At 62.9% G+C, this 16,436-nt stretch carries 15 protein-coding genes; 11 read left to right on the plus strand and 4 right to left on the minus strand.

The annotated features are described in order from the left end of the window. Positions 1-134: 134 nt before the first annotated feature. Complete coding sequence (locus VGR99_RS01350; RefSeq protein ID WP_326896497.1) at positions 135-953, plus strand: uracil-DNA glycosylase family protein; 819 nt, start codon at positions 135-137, stop codon at positions 951-953. Continuing rightward, positions 950-2,563, plus strand: coding sequence for an amidohydrolase family protein (locus VGR99_RS01355; protein ID WP_326896498.1), 1,614 nt, complete (start codon positions 950-952; stop codon positions 2,561-2,563). The genes VGR99_RS01350 and VGR99_RS01355 overlap by 4 nt, the downstream gene beginning before the upstream one ends. 6 nt (positions 2,564-2,569) lie before the next feature. Here the strand turns inward: VGR99_RS01355 and VGR99_RS01360 are convergent, their stop codons facing one another. Continuing rightward, positions 2,570-3,604 (minus strand): aldo/keto reductase, encoded by a 1,035-nt coding sequence (locus VGR99_RS01360; RefSeq protein ID WP_326896499.1) that lies wholly within the window; start codon positions 3,602-3,604, stop codon positions 2,570-2,572. A 12-nt stretch (positions 3,605-3,616) separates the two neighbouring features. After that, entirely contained in the window at positions 3,617-4,798 is a 1,182-nt protein-coding gene (locus tag VGR99_RS01365) for an MFS transporter (RefSeq protein ID WP_326896500.1), read from the minus strand. A 98-nt stretch (positions 4,799-4,896) separates the two neighbouring features. Here VGR99_RS01365 and VGR99_RS01370 point away from each other — a divergent pair, with 98 nt between their 5' ends. From VGR99_RS01370 to VGR99_RS01395, 6 genes are all read left to right on the plus strand, one after another. After that, entirely contained in the window at positions 4,897-5,847 is a 951-nt protein-coding gene (locus VGR99_RS01370) for a LysR family transcriptional regulator (protein WP_326896501.1), read from the plus strand. Between the two features lie 202 nt (positions 5,848-6,049). After that, positions 6,050-7,009, plus strand: coding sequence for a fatty acid desaturase (locus VGR99_RS01375; RefSeq protein WP_326896502.1), 960 nt, complete (start codon positions 6,050-6,052; stop codon positions 7,007-7,009). A gap of 324 nt (positions 7,010-7,333) precedes the next feature. Further along, positions 7,334-8,242 (plus strand): NrtA/SsuA/CpmA family ABC transporter substrate-binding protein, encoded by a 909-nt coding sequence (locus VGR99_RS01380; RefSeq protein ID WP_326896503.1) that lies wholly within the window; start codon positions 7,334-7,336, stop codon positions 8,240-8,242. Continuing rightward, the gene (locus tag VGR99_RS01385; RefSeq protein WP_326896504.1) at positions 8,239-9,018 is read left to right on the plus strand and encodes an ABC transporter permease; all 780 of its coding nucleotides are present in this window, start codon (positions 8,239-8,241) and stop codon (positions 9,016-9,018) included. Before VGR99_RS01380 ends, VGR99_RS01385 begins: the two co-directional genes overlap by 4 nt. Beyond that, positions 9,006-9,881, plus strand: coding sequence for an ABC transporter ATP-binding protein (locus VGR99_RS01390; RefSeq protein ID WP_326896505.1), 876 nt, complete (start codon positions 9,006-9,008; stop codon positions 9,879-9,881). Before VGR99_RS01385 ends, VGR99_RS01390 begins: the two co-directional genes overlap by 13 nt. Before the next feature lie 67 nt (positions 9,882-9,948). Beyond that, positions 9,949-10,674 (plus strand): Crp/Fnr family transcriptional regulator, encoded by a 726-nt coding sequence (locus VGR99_RS01395; protein ID WP_326896506.1) that lies wholly within the window; start codon positions 9,949-9,951, stop codon positions 10,672-10,674. 35 nt (positions 10,675-10,709) lie between these two features. Here the strand turns inward: VGR99_RS01395 and atzF are convergent, their stop codons facing one another. Together atzF and VGR99_RS01405 are read right to left on the minus strand one after the other, a co-directional pair. Next, positions 10,710-12,248, minus strand: coding sequence for an allophanate hydrolase (gene atzF / locus VGR99_RS01400; RefSeq protein ID WP_326896507.1), 1,539 nt, complete (start codon positions 12,246-12,248; stop codon positions 10,710-10,712). 575 nt (positions 12,249-12,823) lie between these two features. Next, entirely contained in the window at positions 12,824-13,678 is an 855-nt protein-coding gene (locus VGR99_RS01405; RefSeq protein WP_326896508.1) for a LysR family transcriptional regulator, read from the minus strand. Positions 13,679-13,815: 137 nt separating this feature from the next. On the opposite strand from VGR99_RS01405, the gene VGR99_RS01410 reads away from it, so the two are divergent. From VGR99_RS01410 to VGR99_RS01420, 3 genes are read left to right on the plus strand one after another with little or no spacing between them, the layout of a single operon-like run. Continuing rightward, complete coding sequence (locus VGR99_RS01410; protein WP_326896509.1) at positions 13,816-14,691, plus strand: NAD(P)-dependent oxidoreductase; 876 nt, start codon at positions 13,816-13,818, stop codon at positions 14,689-14,691. A 21-nt stretch (positions 14,692-14,712) separates the two neighbouring features. Continuing rightward, on the plus strand, positions 14,713-15,570 hold the full coding sequence (locus VGR99_RS01415; protein ID WP_326896510.1) for an oxidoreductase: 858 nt from the start codon (positions 14,713-14,715) through the stop codon (positions 15,568-15,570). 13 nt (positions 15,571-15,583) lie between these two features. Beyond that, positions 15,584-16,432: an alpha/beta hydrolase gene (locus VGR99_RS01420; protein WP_326896511.1), complete on the plus strand. Its 849-nt coding sequence runs from the start codon at positions 15,584-15,586 to the stop codon at positions 16,430-16,432. Positions 16,433-16,436 lie beyond the last annotated feature (4 nt).

Below are 16,436 nucleotides of genomic sequence, written 5' to 3' on the forward strand. Positions count from 1 at the left end.
TGCATGAACCTTTGCCCGCGCTCTCTTGACCCACATAATGGTTGAACAGCGGAACCGATCATCGCTGAGATTGCAGCGCAACGATCAGGCTTTTGACGCAGCTATTTCGACAGCCACGCACTGGAGCATTTGCCATGCTCGTGGAATTCGACAGCGGATACGATCAGCCCCCCTTTCGCGATCTATGCGCCGACTATCCGGGAACTGAAGCCTACGATCCCCACGATTTCCGGATCGAATGGGGCCCGATCTTCCATCGCGGCCGGCTCGACGGATCAGCGCGCGTGCTCGTCGTCGGTCAGGATCCCGCGCAGCACGAGACGATCGTGCGCAGAATTCTGGTCGGCACCGCGGGACGCCGGACGCAAGGTTTCCTGGCAAAACTCGGCATCACGCAGAGCTACGTGATGGTGAACACCTTCCTGTACAGCGTTTACGGGCAGAGCGGCGGCTCGAAGCACAAGAACGACCCCGGTATCGTTGCGTATCGCAACAAATGGCTCAAGGCCTTGCTCGCAACCGGCAATATCGAGGCCGTCGTCTCGCTCGGCGGCCTTGCGGACGAGGCCTGGAAGGCCTGGCTGAAGACCGCCGATGGTGCGGCCTACAAGACCCTCGCCTATCAGCACATCACGCATCCGACCTGGCCGGAAAGCTCCGCCCATGATGCCGCGACGCAGGCAGCGAACACCAAGATCATGCTGACCAAATGGAATGCCGCGCTCGCGGCGCTTGCGCCTGCGGTCCAGCATCCCGACGTCCCGACGACGCTCGTGCCGTATGGCGATGCCTTCAAGCCATCCGAACTCGTCGACATCATCGCGAGAGATCTTCCGGCCGGCCTGCCGGCCTGGATGCGAGGAGATACGCCATGGGCCGTGCGCCAGGGGGCCGACGCGGCCACCAAGCGGCGCACGATCACGATTACCATTCCCGACGGAGTGATCCCATGAGCCCGGCCACCAGTCCGAAGCGATGGGCCCTGAACGGGCGGATCGTGACGATGGCCGCCGAAGGCGACGTCATCAACAGCGGGACGGTCTTCATCGAGGACAATCGCATCGCCGCGATTCTACCCAAGGGCCAGCCGGCCCCCGCGGGCTTCGAGGCCGTCGCGCCGGTCGCAACGGGCGGCACCATCTATCCCGGCCTGATCGAGCTGCATAATCACCTCAGCTACAACGTCCTGCCGCTCTGGCGCGTGCCGCAGCTCTATGGCAATCGCGACCAGTGGCAGAACGCCAAATCGTACAAGACGTCGGTGACAGGCCCCATGAGCGCAATCGCGCTCGCCGACGACGGCTCACTGCTGCCGGCCCTGGTCCGCTACGTCGAAGCCAAGTGCATGGTCGCAGGAACGACGACGAGTCAGGGGATCACACTCTCCAACTGGAGCGGCACGATCCACAAATACTACAAGGGCGCGTTGCGCGCCGCCGAGATCGGCAGCCCGCCCGATCTTCCGCGCGCCCATTCGAAGATTCCTGATATCGACGCCGAGGACTGGGCGAAGTTCGATCAAGAGCTCAAATCGTCGTCGTGTTTCCTGCTGCACCTGAGCGAGGGCATCGACACCAAGGCACACAGCCACTTCCTGGCCCTGCGCAATTCCTCCGGCGATTGGGCGATCGAGCCGTCGCTGGCCGGCATTCACTGCACGGCGCTCGACGCGACCGACTTTGGAACGATGGCCGAAAATCATGCCAAGGTGGTCTGGTCCCCCCTGAGCAATCTGCTGCTGTACGGCAAGACGACCAACGTCGTTGCCGCTCGCACGGCAGGTCTCACCATCGCGCTCGGCTCGGACTGGTCGCCGTCCGGCAGCAAAAACCTCCTTGGCGAGCTGAAGGCGGCGAAGGTCGTGTCCGCCCATTTCAACCTCGGCTTCAGCGACTACGACATCGTCTCGATGGCGACGCGCAATCCGGCCGCGATCCTCAAATGGGATGCGAAACTGGGAACGATCACCAAGGGCAAGCTCGCCGATCTTCTCGTCGTGAAAGGCGTGACGGGTGATCCCTACAGCCATCTGATCAAATCGCGCGAGCAGGATATCGTCCTGGTCACGATCGGGGGCCGGCCGCGCTATGGAACGAAGGGCGCCATGCAAAAAGCGGGCGGAAGCGGCGAGGCCCTCAACATCCGCAGCAGCGCACGGGTGATCGACTTCTCCTCGCCCGATCAGGACCCGGAAATCGAGAAGGTCACGCTGGCGGAAGCGAAGAGCCGCCTGCGCGCCGCGCTCGGCAATCTCGGTACGATGCAGCCGCATAGCATCGCCATGTCCGCCGCCATCGCCAGCGGAACGGTGTCGCGACCCGGCTGGCGTCTCGCACTGGACGAGCAGTTCGGCAACAATGTCCAATTGCGCCCCCGGCTCGAATATAACGGCGTCCGGACCGGCCCGGATCTGGAGCTCACCGCGGCAGCGGCGCCCGAGCCGCTGCATCCGATCAAACTGGATGGCCTCACGGTGGCCGACGACCCTGTGTTCATCGATACGCTCACGAGCGAGCCGAATCTTCCGCAAGGAATCGCCGCAGCGATCGCTGCCTTCTATTGATCTTCCTTACACCGGAGGCGGATTGAGTCGGGCAAAGCCTTCCTGGATCCGATAGGGATAATAAGGATAAGGCGGCATCACAGCGCTGACCTCGTCGAGGCGCTTGATCTGATCCGCGCTCAGCGACCAGCCGACGGCACCGAGATTGTCGCACAGCTGCGCTTCGTCGCGGGCACCGATGATCACGGAGGAGACGGTGGGACGCGCCAGCAGCCAGGCGATCGCAACCTGCGGCACGGTGCGACCGGTCTCCGCGGCAATCGCATCCAGCACGTCGACGATCGCGTAAAGCCGCGCCTCGTCCACGGGCGGGCCGAACTGCGCGGTCGCGTGCAGGCGGCTCCCTTGCGGCAACGGCTGACCACGCCGGATTTTTCCGGTCAGCCGACCCCAGCCGAGCGGGCTCCAGACCAGCGCGCCGACGCCCTGGTCGCGCGCGAGCGGCATCAGCTCCCACTCATAGTCGCGGCCGAGCAGCGAATAATAGACTTGGTGTGCGACATGGCGCGGCCAGCCGTTGCGGTCGGCAATGGCGAGCGACTTCATCAGCTGCCAGCCCGCGAAATTCGAGACGCCGACATAGCGCAGCTTGCCGGCGCGGACGAGCGTATCGAGCGTCGACAGCACCTCCTCGATCGGCGTAAACGCGTCGAAGGCGTGGAGCTGGAGCAGGTCGATATAATCGGTGCCGAGCCGTCGCAGCGCCGCATCGACCGAGCCGATCAGCCGATGCCGCGACGAGCCCGCATCGAGCGGACCATCGCCCATCGGCAGGCTCATCTTGGTCGAGATCAGCACCTTGTCGCGCCGGCCCTTGATGGCAGCGCCAAGAATCTCCTCGGAGGCGCCATTGGAGTAGACGTCTGCGCTGTCGAATAAATTGACGCCGGCGTCGAGACAGATGTCGACCAGCCTGCGTGCCTCCTCGGCTCCGCTGCGGCCCCAGGCCGAGAACAGCGGGCCCTGTCCGCCAAACGTGCCGGTGCCGAAGCTGAGGACGGGGACCTTGAGGCCCGAAGCGCCGAGATTGCGATATTCCATGGTCATGCTCCCTTATTCTGCCGGGCAGGCCGCAACTGCGGCCGTCGTGCGATCGAGCCGGAGGCTCCACAGCGCCAGCACGAGGCCGACCGCGGTGATGCCGGCCGCAACCAGCGGCAGCGCGGAGAGGCCGAGCCCGCGATCGATGGTGACGCCGCCGGCCCAGGCGCCGAGCGCGTTGCCGAGATTGAACGCGGCGATGTTGAGGCTGGAAGCGAGCGTGCGGCCGCTGGGCCCCGCGGCTTCCAGCACCCGAAGCTGGAGCGGCGCAACGGTCGCGAAGGCGGCGATGCCGAGCAGCAGGATCAGCGCGATGGACAGCACCTTGACCGACAGCACCGCGGCAAGACCAAGCAGCACGATGGCCAGCGCGGCAAGCGTGCCGATCAGGGCGCGTGCCAAACCACGGTCGGCGAGCTTGCCGCCGGCGACGTTGCCGATCGCAAGGCCCGCGCCGAACACCAGCAGGATCGGCGAGACTGCGGCTTCCGAAAAGCCGGTGAAGCGCGTCAGGATCGGCTGGATATAGGTGAACACGACGAACAGGCCGGCGAAGCCGAACACGGTCATGGCAAGGCCGAGCAGCACCTGCGGCCGGCCGAGCACGGCGACCTCTTCAGCGAGCGAGATCGGCTTGTCGCCGTTGCCGACATGGCCGGGCACGAACGCGGCCACCACGGCAAAGGCGACCACGCCGATCACCGTCACCGCCCAGAACGCCGCGCGCCAGCCGAGCATCAGGCCGAACCAGGCGCCGAACGGCACGCCCAGCAGCGTTGCGACCGTGAGACCGATGAACATGGTGGCGATGGCGGAGGCGCGCTTGTCCTCGGCGACCAGGCTCGTGGCGACGACCGAGCCGACGCCAAAGAACGTGCCATGCGCAAGAGAGGTCAGCACCCGCGCGGCCATCAGGAGCTCGTAGTTCGGCGCCAGCGCGCACGCCGCATTGCCCAGCGTGAAGATCGCCATCAGCGCGAGCAACACCGTTTTGCGCGGCATCCGCCGTGTCGCCAGCGTCAGGACCGGCGCGCCGACGAAGACGCCGAGCGCATAGCCGGAGATCAGCAGGCCCGCGACCGGCACTGAAACGTGCATGTCGGTGGCGACCTGAAGCAGCAGGCCCATGATGATGAATTCGGTGGTGCCGATGCCGAAGGCACCGGCGGTGAGGGCGAGGACGGCGGGAGGCATGCGTGGCTCCGATGGATGAGACGAGCCACGCAGATAGCTGCGCTGCGTCAAAACCATTAGAATGTCCGCAATCCAATCATTTGTGACGTGAATTCAACATGGCCCGTTTCGACACCAACCGCTCCGCCGAGATGGAGGTCTTCGTCCGCGTCGTCGATCTTGGCGGATTCACCCAGGCCGCGCGAAAACTGCGGTTGACGCCCTCGGGTGTCAGCAAGCTGATCTCGCGGCTGGAGACACGGCTCGGCTCGCGGCTGATCAACCGCACCACGCGCAAGCTCACATTGACCGAGGAAGGCCAGGCCTTCTACCAGCGCTCGTTGCGCATCCTCGGCGAGATGGAGGAGGCCGAGCGCGAGGCGGCCTCGGGCGCGGCGCCGCGCGGCCGGCTCACGGTCAATTGCAACATCCCTTTCGGCATGTTGCATATGATGCCCCTGATCCCGCGCTTCCTCGAACAGCATCCCGAGATCACGCTCGATCTCGTGCTGACCGATACGCTGATCGATCTGATGCAGGAGCGCGCCGACGTCGCCATCCGCGTCGGACCTTTGAAAGCTTCGCGCCTGGTCGCGCGCAAGCTGGGCACCAGCCGCATGGTGGTGGTCGGCGCGCCAGGCTATCTGGCGCGCTTTGGCACGCCGAAAACGCCGGCGAATCTCACTGAGCACCGCGGCATCGGCTGGACCTTTCCGCGCATCCGGGGCGGCTGGCCGTTCAAGCGCGGCAACCGTACCGAGGAAGCGGTGCCGCCGCCGGTCGCGCGCGCCAGCGACGGAGAGATCGCCCGCCGCCTCGCGCTCGGCGGCGTGGGGCTAGCGCGTCTCGCCCTCTTCCACATCGGCCCCGACGTCGAAGCCGGCCGCCTCATCCCGGTGCTGCAAAGCTACAATCCCGGCGACCGCGAAGACATCCACGCCGTCTATGTCGGCCACACCGCGCCGCTCCCGGCACGCGTGCGCGCGTTCATCGATTTTCTGGCGGAGCATGTGCGGGTGAGCGATCCGATGTTGAAACGCGCGGTGGACGGGAGGTGGCGGGTGGCTTGATGCGCTGTCGCGCGCCGAACGGGGCCGGCCGATGCGGTGGAGCAAGGGCCGAAAATCTCGGGATGCCCGGTGGCCAATCCCGAGTCATTAATTGCTTCTGCATTTGCGGCGTCGCTCCCTAAGATCGGTCTGCGCTTGACGAGTTCCAGCGTCCGCACGAGCACGGTCAAGTGTTTGATCCCGGAAAGAGGCGACTACGATCATGAGCAATGCCATCACTGCCACCGGAGAGAAGCCGCTGACTCCGGCCATGTTGCGCGAGTTGTCGGTGCGGTCCGATTGGCAAGGACTGATCCGTGCGGCCAGCCACTACGGCGTCATCGTCGTTGTCGGCGCGCTGATCTGGCTGGCCTCATCGCGATACGGAATCGTGTGGGCGTTGCCGCTGGTCGTCGTCCAAGGTTACTTCGTCGCATTCCTGTTCATGGTGGTACACGAGACCGCCCACAAGACGGCGTTTCGCAACCGCGCTCTCAATCTCGCCTTCGGTCATCTCTCCTCGTTCGCGGTCGGCTTGCCTTACGAATATTACTGCCTGTTCCACTGGGATCATCATCGCTACACGCAGGATCCAAAGAGAGATCCGGAACTGCTGTCGGTCCCGATCCCGACCTCGGACGCGCAACTGGTGATCGTCTACAGCGGCTTGCGGCAGGTTGCCTTCCGGGCGCGGCTGATGCTTCGCCACGCGTTGACCGGCAATGCCACGTCACCCTGGATTCCGGAAAGCAAGCGCCAAATTGTCGTAAGGGAAGCGCGCCTCTATCTGGCAGGCTACATCGCGCTGCTGCTGGCATCGGTCGCGCTGCACAGCTTGTTCCTGTTGTGGGTCTGGGTCGTCCCCGTGATCGTCGGTCAATTGTTTCTGCGTCCGTATCTCCTTGCCGAACACACCGGTTGCGATCGGACGCGCAGCGCCTTCCAGAATACCCGCACCACCTATACCGCCAGGTTCGTGCGCTGGTTTGCATGGAACATGCCCTATCATGTCGAGCACCATGCCTATCCTTCGATTCCGTTCCATGCGCTGCCGAAACTGAACGGGATCGTCGCCGATCAGATCGTCTACCGGGGCCCGGGCTACATCGCAGTGACGCGGCAGACGTGGGCCTGGTTTCGCCGCGCACGCAACGGCATCGAAAGCCCGATCGGTTCTGATTGAATCCGGATCAGGCCTGATGAAAGCCGGCAGGGTGCAGTTGCCGCAGCTACGATACGCCCAAGGTGTGGGCAACATGACGATTTTCCTGCCCCGATCACAATCGCAAGCCGGCGCTACTTGCGCAAAAACTGGGCAATAGAGCCTTGTCGATTAATTGCTTCATGGTCTTCCATCTTCAGACGATCCTATCGTCAAGGTCGATCACTCCGGTCGCCGGCATTACAGGGGTTTGGCATGCGATCAACAATTGCTCTTCGCTCCGCCGTTTTCGTACTATCTGCATTCTTCCTGTTTTCGCCGTTTGAGCGCGCGACAGCCGCGGAATTGCTGAAGGCGCGGCTCGCCCAAAATCTTGGGCCGATCTCGGGGCTGGCGATTGTCGCCAATGCGAAAGGCATTTTCGCCAAGCAGGGGCTTGACATCGCGGTCTCCAATTTCACCAGCGGGAAGCAGTGTCTCGATACGGTGCTTGGGGGCGGAGCGGATATCGCGACAACCGCTGAGGCACCGGTCACGGCGGCCGCGATGGCGCAACAGCCGATCGCGTTCGTGGCGGGGATGGAATATTCGGATCTCAAGACCATGACCGCAGCTCCTGCCGGTATCAAGACGAAGGCCGATCTGCGTGGAAAGCGAATCGCCTTTACGGCCGGAACTGGCAGCGAGGTCTACACGTCGGTTCTGTTGAAAGCGGCGGGCCTGACGTCGAAGGACGTGACGCTCGTCAACCTGCGACCTCAGGAGATGCTCCCCGCCATGGCGGCCGGCAGTATCGATGCGTTCGATACCTGGGAGCCGCACGTCGCGAATGCGAAGAAGGCCCTTGGCGAAGGCGCGGTCCCGCTTGAGACCAAAGGTCTCTACTCGGAGACCTTCAACATTGTCGTGACGCAGTCCTACCTCGCGGCCAACCCTGCGATCGTCAGCAAGTTCCTGGCGTCCCTCATCGAGGCCGAAGGCTGGCTCAAGGCGCATCCGGATGAAGCAATCGACGTCATCGCCGCAGCGACCGGAATGAAGCGCGACGAATTGGCTTCGATCTGGCCGGACTATGTCTACCATGTACGCCTCGACGACAGGATTCTCACGACTCTGAAAACCCACGCGGCCTGGCGGCTCGAGACCGGCAATCATCCCCCTGGCGCGAGCATGCCCGATTTCTCGAAAGTCCTGGTGACGGCGCCGCTGAAGGCGCTCGATCCGGCTCGCGTCACGGTGGAGGCGCGCCCGTGAGCGTCGGGGCACGCAGCCGTGCGAGCGCGAGCGGACGGCTGAGCGTACTGGTCGCCGTCCTCTCCGTGCCCGCCTTCACGGGCGTGTGGGAACTGGTCGCGCGCTCCGGCATCGTGAACGCCGTGCTGTTTCCGCCGCCATCGACCGTCGCTGTCGCCATTCTCGAATGGATTCGCAGCGGACAGTTCTTCGCCGACCTGATGGCGAGCCTCTCGCGCGTTGTCGCGGGATTTGCGATCGGGGCCGCGGGCGGGATCGTGCTCGGCGTCCTGACTGGCCGGTTCCGGCTGGTGTCCAGCCTGCTTTCACCCCTGTTTCACATCCTTCGTCCAATTCCTCCCGTCGCCTTCGTGCCGATCGTTATCCTCTGGTTTGGCCTCTCGGAGACGGGCAAGCTCTTCCTGGTCGTTTGGGGCGTGTTCTTTACGGTATGGCTTGCGACCCACATCGGGGTGCAGAAAGTCGACCGCGGACTTATCCGTGCCGCCCAGATGCTCGGCACGCCGCAACCGCAGATGCTGTGGGAGATCGTCCTTCTTGGCGCGCTGCCCTATATCACGGTCGGTCTGCGAACCGCGGTAAGCATCTCCTTCTACACGCTGGTCGCCGCCGAGTTGGCAGGAGCGTTCGCCGGCATCGTCTACCGTATCGAAATTGCGCAACAGAACATGCAAACGGGTCAGGTCATGGGCGGGCTGGCGGCTCTCGGGTTGCTTTCCTTCGTCGCCGACCGTTCCTTCGCTATCCTTGCCGAACGTGCCGTGTGGTGGCGATGACCCCGAGCCAGCTTCGTCCAGACCAGCCGCTCAGGCTCGTGGATACGTACCCGCCGTCCGCCCCGGCGCGTCAGGCGGTCATCCGGGTCGAGGATTTGAGCATCGTCTTCGATGCGCCGGGCGGACAGGTCGTCGCGGTCGATCGCGTATCCCTGGCGGTAGCCCAGGGAGAATTCGTCTCGATCGTCGGTCCATCCGGCTGCGGCAAGTCCACGCTCCTGAATGCGATGGCCGGCCTCGAGCAGCCGTTCGAAGGCCAGGTGTTCATAGCCGGCGAAGCGATGCGCGCGCCACGGCCCGAGATCGGGATGGTCTTCCAGCAGCCACATCTGTTTCCGTGGAAATCGGTGCGCCGGAACATCGCGCACGGGCCGCGCGCCCTCGGCAAGCCGAGGGTGGAGGCGCTGCGGATTGCCGACGAGCTCATCGAGATGATCGGGCTGACCAGATTTGCGTCGGCATATCCGCACACGCTATCGGGAGGCATGCAGCAGCGGGTTGCGATTGCCCGTGCGCTCGCCAATCAGCCGCGCGTGCTGTTGATGGACGAGCCGTTCGGAGCATTGGATGCGCAGACCCGGGCGGTCATGCAGGACAATCTGCTCGAGCTTCGAGAGCGGATCAACGCAACAATCGTCTTCGTCACACACGACATCGATGAAGCGATCCTCCTCTCTGACCGTGTGCTGATCATGAGCGCGGGACCAGGCCGCATCCTCAAAGACCTTCAGGTGAGCCTGCCGCGACCGCGCTCCAGCGCCATCGTTGCGGAGGCCGCCTATCTCGCCCTCAAGCGGGATTGCCTTGACCTGATCCGCTCGGAAGGCCGCAGGGCCTTCGAGCAAATGGAGATCAGGACGTAGACGCCTGACGACAGGTCTGGCATGGCTCTTGAATGGTTTTCCCTTGCGGCGGCAAGGGAGCGAGCAGATGTCAGCGGCAAGTCTCAGGAATGCGACCGGCATCATGCTGGCGGGATCGGATGCTCTGGTCGGGTCGCTGCCCAGTCTGTTGGATCCGTTGTGTGAGGCTGACCGGCGTCGTGTCCTCGCCATCGGCCGCGCGGAGGTCCTGCAGGCAGGCAAGCATGTCTGGCGTCAGGGCGATCTGCAGAACGGCATTTATCTGATCGAAGAGGGGCGTATTCGCAGCTATTACGCGGCTCCTTCCGGACGCGAGGTGACGCTGGCCTACTGGTTCGCCGGCAATTTCGTCGGCGGCCCGGATCTGTTCGGTACTGGCGCCCACGTATGGTCTTCGGTTGCCGTGGAACGGAGCCAGGTGACGTTCTTGCCCGGCCCAGCCCTGCGTGCGCTGGCGCTTCAATCGGCAAGTATCGCGGTCGCGCTGCTGGATGCGCTCGCCTTCAAGGCACGGTGCTACTCGGCGATGGCGCAAATGCTGGGGACCCGCTCGGTGACCGAGCGGTTGCATCGTCTGTTGGTCTTCCTCTCGAAGATCTACGGCTCGCAGCAGGGCCGCGAGATCGTGATCGGGATCCCGTTCACGCATGGTGATCTCGCCAATCTGATCGGCTCTACCCGCCAATGGGTGACGGTGCAGCTTTCCCGCATGCAGGCAAGGGGCGTCATCCGTTATCACCGGGGCCTGATTGTGATCCTCAATCTGCGCGCGCTCGATCTCGAGGTTGTCTAAAGCGTTATGAGATCAGGATGAATCATCATCGCGCTTCAGGACGCGGCCATCGGATATACTTTTAGATCGAACAGTCCGGCCTTCGCATCGGGCAGCCATCGCTCGGCAAGCTCGAGAAGAGTACGGTCACGCCACGCAGGCGCCAGCAAAGTGATGCCCATCGGCATGCCGTTGCCGAGCGTTGCGTTGGGAACGGCCACCGCGCACAAGTCCAAGAGATTGGCAAAATAGGAGTAGTAACCGAGGCGGCTGTTGAGCGTGATGGGATCTTCCATCATCTCCGGGATCGTGAAGGGGCGTGGCGCGGTAGGCACCACCAGGACATCGATCTCCTCGAAAAGCGATTGGATCTGGTGTCGGAGCTTCAGAAGTCGATGGTGCGCGGCGAACGCATCTGTTGCGGAAAACCGGGCAGCTGCGCTCAGCACGTTGCGGATGACGTCAAGCAGGTCTCCATCATCGATGTCCAGGAGCCTGCTGATCGCCGCATGACGTTCGGCAATCCAGGGGCCTGAAAAGAGCATTTCACCGGCTTCGGCGAAAGGCGCGAAGTCAATTTGCCTGGCTTGGCCTCCCAGTCCCGAAAGCCTTGCGCAGGCCTGCCTGTAGAGGTCATCACATTCCGGCATGCCGAATGAATTCAGATGACCGGCAGAGACCTGGCCAAACCGGAATTTGCGAGGAAATGAGGAGGACGAGGCAGTCCGTTGGCGGCTAAAAGGATCGCTGTCGTCGTATCCTTCGATCAACCCGAGCAGAATTCGACCCTCGGCAATGGAATTGCAGAAGATCGAGGGGCAATCGAGCGTCGGACAGTTCGGCACAAGCCCCCGGGATGAGACGAGGCCGACGGTTGGCTTGATCCCGATGATCCCATTGAAGCCCGCGGGAATCCGGCCCGAGCCGCCGGTATCTGTGCCGAGAGCGAAGGCAACATGGCCGGATGCTACAGCAGCAGCCGAACCGGAACTCGAACCGCCGGAAACATAGAGATCGTTGGCAGCGCTGGAACAGGCGCCGTAGGGGGAGCGGGTGCCGGACAGTCCGGTTGCGAATTGATCCAGGTTGGTTTTGCCAAGACAGATCGCACCCGCGGCGGTCAATCTCTCGACGCATCTGGCGGATTGCGCGGCCACATATTCGAATGACGGACAGGCTGCCGTCGTTGGCATGCTCTCAACATCAATATTGTCCTTGACGCCGAATGGCACGCCAAGGAGCGGCAGGACTTCACCCTCCTCCGCTCGCCGCACAAGGGCATCAGCCTCGGCCAGCGCCTCTTCCATCGGCCGCACATAGATCCAGCAGTTGCGGAGCCGGTCCCGTTCGATGCGCTCATAGGCGGTTGTGATGATGGAGGCCAACTCGGCAGGCGAACGTCGAGGTCGGCTCTGCGCGGATAGGATAGCTTGCGGCACGGAATGAACTCCTGAGGGCGTGACCGCAGGAATATGAAGCCGCTGCCCGGCAAGGAAAGCAACTAAGTGCCTCGGCCGCACCGGCAGGATTCGAACCTGCAGCCAAACCGTTATGAGCGGCAGCACATCGATCGCGCTCGCTGTTTTTGCAGCCAATCGAAATCACGCACCGATGTTGTTGGCGCCTCCCGACACGATTCGAACGTGTGGCGTTCACCTTCGAAGAGCCGACGAAGCCAGGCGGCCTGCCGACTGCGGAGATGGTCCTCAAGGAGCGCGAGTCGCGCGATACATTCACGCCGAGAATTGCGCGGATCACAAATATCCAAAATCGCAGTCTGGCGTACAAGATTGCGAAAATGGCGGAGGGAGAGAATTTAGAAAAAAACTTGCTCGACCATTGCGCCTCAGGTGCTCTCGCTAGGTTGAGAAGACCAGATCCGGAACCTTCTCCGAAAGCAAAGGCGGCGCTGGGCGCAGCACAATTCTATCCCTCAGCAGGCACTGGTCGCATACTAGGCCCGATCGGTTGGCGAGCCCCAGGGGAAAGTCAACTAGCGCACCTGTTGTTGGGCGGCGTCGCGACCACTGCAACTCAGGACCAAAGCCGGAATAGGTCGCTTTCGAGAGCCGCCGGAAACCGCACTGGATCGCCCATGAGCGACCGGCCGAGACGGCTGCAGCGATTTTGCAGTTTCTCGGGAAGCCTTGAGTCATTTCCAGTCCGCACATCAGGCGGTCGCGTTCACGAGATGGTCCGATACCGTCGAAATGAACGCGCGAAGACGCCCAAGACGCCGTAGGTCTCGGTGGTATCCCATCCAAATGTCTCGCGCCGGCGGCTGCGTCGGCAGGTCCAGTCTACGGATACCGGGGATCTGATTGCCGACCACGCAGGGCAGGACAGCGATGCCGACGCCTTCCCTGCACATGCGCCCCTGGACGTTGCGGTTGTTCGATCGCAGGACCGGTCTTGCGTTGGGGAAACTCTCGATGAGCCACGCGATGTCGGGGAAGTGGGGCGTGGATGGCGTGATCAGCCGGAAACCAGTCCCATCGCCATATTTGGGATCAGCCGCCTCCTCCGCGATGTAGACGCCGTATTCGAGCCTGAAGAGCCGCCGCTGAATGACATCGGCAGTGTCGAACGGAACGGCACGAAAAGCCACTTCGGCCTCCCGCTGGGGGAGGCTGAACCGGCGCGTGCCGGTCAGGATTTCAATGTCGACATTGGGGTATGCGCTCGAGAAATCCGCCAGGATGGGAGGCAGGACATAGGCCCCAAACCAGTCCGTTGATGAAATGCGCAGATTGCCTTTGAGATTCTGCTCCCGCCCCGCAAGCCGGCGCTCCATGGCCAGCGCGCCTTCTTCCATTTGCTCGGCCAGCGCGATGATTCCGTGGCCCTCATCGGTCAGAACAAGACCGTCCGCTGTGCGCTGGAAGAGCGTGTGACCGATTGCCTGCTCGAGTGCGCGAAGGCGCCTGCCGACGGTCGGATGGCTTGTCCGAAGCGAACGCGCGGCACCGCCGAGCGTGCCGGATCGCACAACAGCAAGAAAGATTCTGACGTCACTCCATTCCATCTCGCCCGCCCACACAAAACTGAACGCCAAGAGTACAGTTTTGTCACTCCAAGAACAAATCTAAGCACCTAGGTTCCTGCCCATCGCCTGGCAGCCATGCCGTTGCCGGACCTCATTCGAACAACAGGAGATAGAACATGCAGATCGGATTCCTTGGTCTCGGCAGTATGGGCTCGGCAATGGCCCAGAACCTGGTCAAGGCAGGCCATGACGTTCGGGCCTGGAACCGTAGCAAGGTCGCCAAGGAAAGCGTCCCCGGGGTGACGCTTGTCGAACTCGCGGCGGATGCTTTCCAGGCTGACGCAGTCTTCACGATGCTATCCGACGACCCTGCCATTCGGGAGGTGATCCTCGATGCTGGCCTGATCGCAAGTGCGCAACCAGGGCTGACCCATGTCGTCACATCGACGATCTCGGTCGCTTTCGCGCGAGAACTGGAGCAACTGCACGAAGAGGCGGGCCTTGGCTATGTGTCTGCACCGGTCCTCGGTCGACCGAACGTAGCGGCGAGTGGCCAGCTCAACATCCTGGCGGCTGGGAAGGCCGATGCAGTTGCAGCGGTCGAGCCGCTGCTCGCTTCCCTCAGCAAGAAGGTCTGGAAGTTGGGGGAGAACCCCGCTCGGGCGAATGCGGCGAAGCTCGCCTGCAACATGATGATCGCCATGGCCATTGAGGCGATGGCTGAGAGTGTCGTGCTGACCGAGAGCGTTGGCCTCGACCGTGGGGAATTCTTTGAACTCATCCTCGGCACCCTGTTTTCAGGCCGCGCCTATGAGAGCTACAGCGCACAAATCGCGGAACGATCATTCGAGCCGGGTTTCAAAGCCAAGCTCGCTCTCAAGGATATGCGCCTCGCGATCGAGGCCAGCACCGAGATCGGACGCGCGCTGCCAATGCTTGAAGCTGTCCGCGAGGGGCTCAGCAAAGCTGTCGCGGCGGGCCTCGGGGAGAAGGACTGGTCGATCATGGCCGACATGACAGTTCGAGGCGCTGATAGCTTGGCTATCCTCTAAAAACAATTCGGAGAAGAAATAATGAAAACTTGGTTCATCACAGGCTGCTCGAGCGGCTTCGGCCACCGGCTAGCGCTCGCTGCAGCAAAGCGCGGCGATCGGGTCATCGCGACCGCTCGTAACGTCAAAACGATCGAGGAAATGGCCCAGCCTTTCGGCGGCCGAATGATCACTTTGCCACTCGACGTGACCGATCCAGCGGCAGCCAAGGCAGCGGTCGCAAAGGCGGTCGAGACCTTCGGCGGGTTCGAGGTGCTTGTGAACAACGCCGGCTACCGACTGTTCGGCGCGATCGAAGAAGGCACCCCCGAGGAATATCGGCCGATGTTCGAGGTGAACGTCTTCGGTCTGATCGAAACCACCAGAGCCGCCCTGCCCGTCCTGCGACGTTCGGCCGGAACGATCGTCAACATGTCGTCCGGCGCGGGCATCGCCGGCGGCGGCGGCGGAGGTTATTACAACGCCGCCAAGTTTGCCGTGGAAGGGATTTCCGAAGCGCTCGCCGGCGAGCTGGAGCCGTTTGGCATTCGCGTGCTGATCGTCGAACCCGGGCCGTTTCGCACCGATTTCCTTGGCCGTTCGATCACGATGGCGGCCAACGAGATGCCGGAATACGCCGCGAGCTCGCGCAAGCACTATTGCGAAGCCAACAACGGCAATCAGGCGGGCGATCCCGACAAGGCGATCGCGGTGATCCTGCAGGCAGTCGACGCTGATGACGCCCCGCTTCATCTGCCGCTCGGCCCAATCGCGCACGCGATCGCCGAGCGTAAGCTGGCTGCCTTTCGCAAAGATATCGACGCCTGGCGCGACATCACGATCAACACTGATTACCAACCCTCAGCTGGCAACGAGCTTTGCTTGTACGTCAACATCTGACTGGAAAGCGATCATGATCGCCACCTTGAAGGGATTTGCCCAGCAGCTGGTACCGGTGAATGGCATCAAGATCAACGCCGTCACGGGAGGCTCGGGCCCACCGATCCTTCTGCTTCACGGCTGGCCGGAAACATGGTGGGAATGGCACAAGGTGATGCCGCTGCTGGCAGCGCAATTCAGCGTGGTGGCCATGGATCTGCGCGGCGCGGGCTTTTCCGACTGCCCGCTCGACGGCTATGACAAGGCGACGATGGCGCGCGACGCGCATGAAGTGATGGTTGCCCTTGGGCATGAACGCTACGCCGTGTGTGGACATGACATCGGCGGAATGGTCGCCTTGCCGCAGGCCGCCATGTATCGGGAGGCTGTTACTCACCTGGCCGTCCTCGACGTTCCGCTTCCCGGCTGGACCGGATGGGAGGCGACGACCGCGAGGCTCTGGCACTTCAGCTTCCATATGAACCGGGACCTACCCGAGCGCCTGATTCATGGCCGTGAGTACGACTATGTTTCGACCTTCATGGCAGAGCGGTTCTACGATCACAGCACCTTCAATCCAGCGGACATCGAGATCTACGCCAAGGCGATGGCGCTTCCTGGCCGCACGCGTGGCGGCATGGAATGGTACCGCACCCTCGCGGCCGATCATGCGACTGCGCTCGAGTACAAGAAGCAACCGCTCGAGATACCGGTGCTTGGCTTGGGTGGGGACCAGCGGTTCGGTGCGCAGATGGTGCCGATGCTCAAGGAGTTCGCCACCAATGTGACGGGCGGCTCGGTCGCGCGGTGCAGCCACTATGTCGCGGACGAGCGGCCGGATGAAGTCGCAGCCGCTCTGATCGAGTTCCTCAAGGCCAATTGAAACT

The sequence above is a fragment of the Bradyrhizobium sp. genome, from assembly GCF_035935975.1.
Lineage (GTDB): Bacteria > Pseudomonadota > Alphaproteobacteria > Rhizobiales > Xanthobacteraceae > Bradyrhizobium.

Excerpts from the sequence above, each read along its gene's own strand:
- VGR99_RS01350 (WP_326896497.1), top strand. The coding sequence starts at position 135 with ATGCTCGTGGAATTCGACAGCGGATACGATCAGCCCCCCTTTCGCGAT.
- VGR99_RS01355 (WP_326896498.1), top strand. The coding sequence starts at position 950 with ATGAGCCCGGCCACCAGTCCGAAGCGATGGGCCCTGAACGGGCGGATC.
- VGR99_RS01360 (WP_326896499.1), bottom strand. The coding sequence starts at position 3,604 with ATGGAATATCGCAATCTCGGCGCTTCGGGCCTCAAGGTCCCCGTCCTC.
- VGR99_RS01365 (WP_326896500.1), bottom strand. The coding sequence starts at position 4,798 with ATGCCTCCCGCCGTCCTCGCCCTCACCGCCGGTGCCTTCGGCATCGGC.
- VGR99_RS01370 (WP_326896501.1), top strand. The coding sequence starts at position 4,897 with ATGGCCCGTTTCGACACCAACCGCTCCGCCGAGATGGAGGTCTTCGTC.
- VGR99_RS01375 (WP_326896502.1), top strand. The coding sequence starts at position 6,050 with ATGAGCAATGCCATCACTGCCACCGGAGAGAAGCCGCTGACTCCGGCC.
- VGR99_RS01395 (WP_326896506.1), top strand. The coding sequence starts at position 9,949 with ATGTCAGCGGCAAGTCTCAGGAATGCGACCGGCATCATGCTGGCGGGA.
- VGR99_RS01405 (WP_326896508.1), bottom strand. The coding sequence starts at position 13,678 with ATGGAATGGAGTGACGTCAGAATCTTTCTTGCTGTTGTGCGATCCGGC.
- VGR99_RS01410 (WP_326896509.1), top strand. The coding sequence starts at position 13,816 with ATGCAGATCGGATTCCTTGGTCTCGGCAGTATGGGCTCGGCAATGGCC.
- VGR99_RS01415 (WP_326896510.1), top strand. The coding sequence starts at position 14,713 with ATGAAAACTTGGTTCATCACAGGCTGCTCGAGCGGCTTCGGCCACCGG.
- VGR99_RS01420 (WP_326896511.1), top strand. The coding sequence starts at position 15,584 with ATGATCGCCACCTTGAAGGGATTTGCCCAGCAGCTGGTACCGGTGAAT.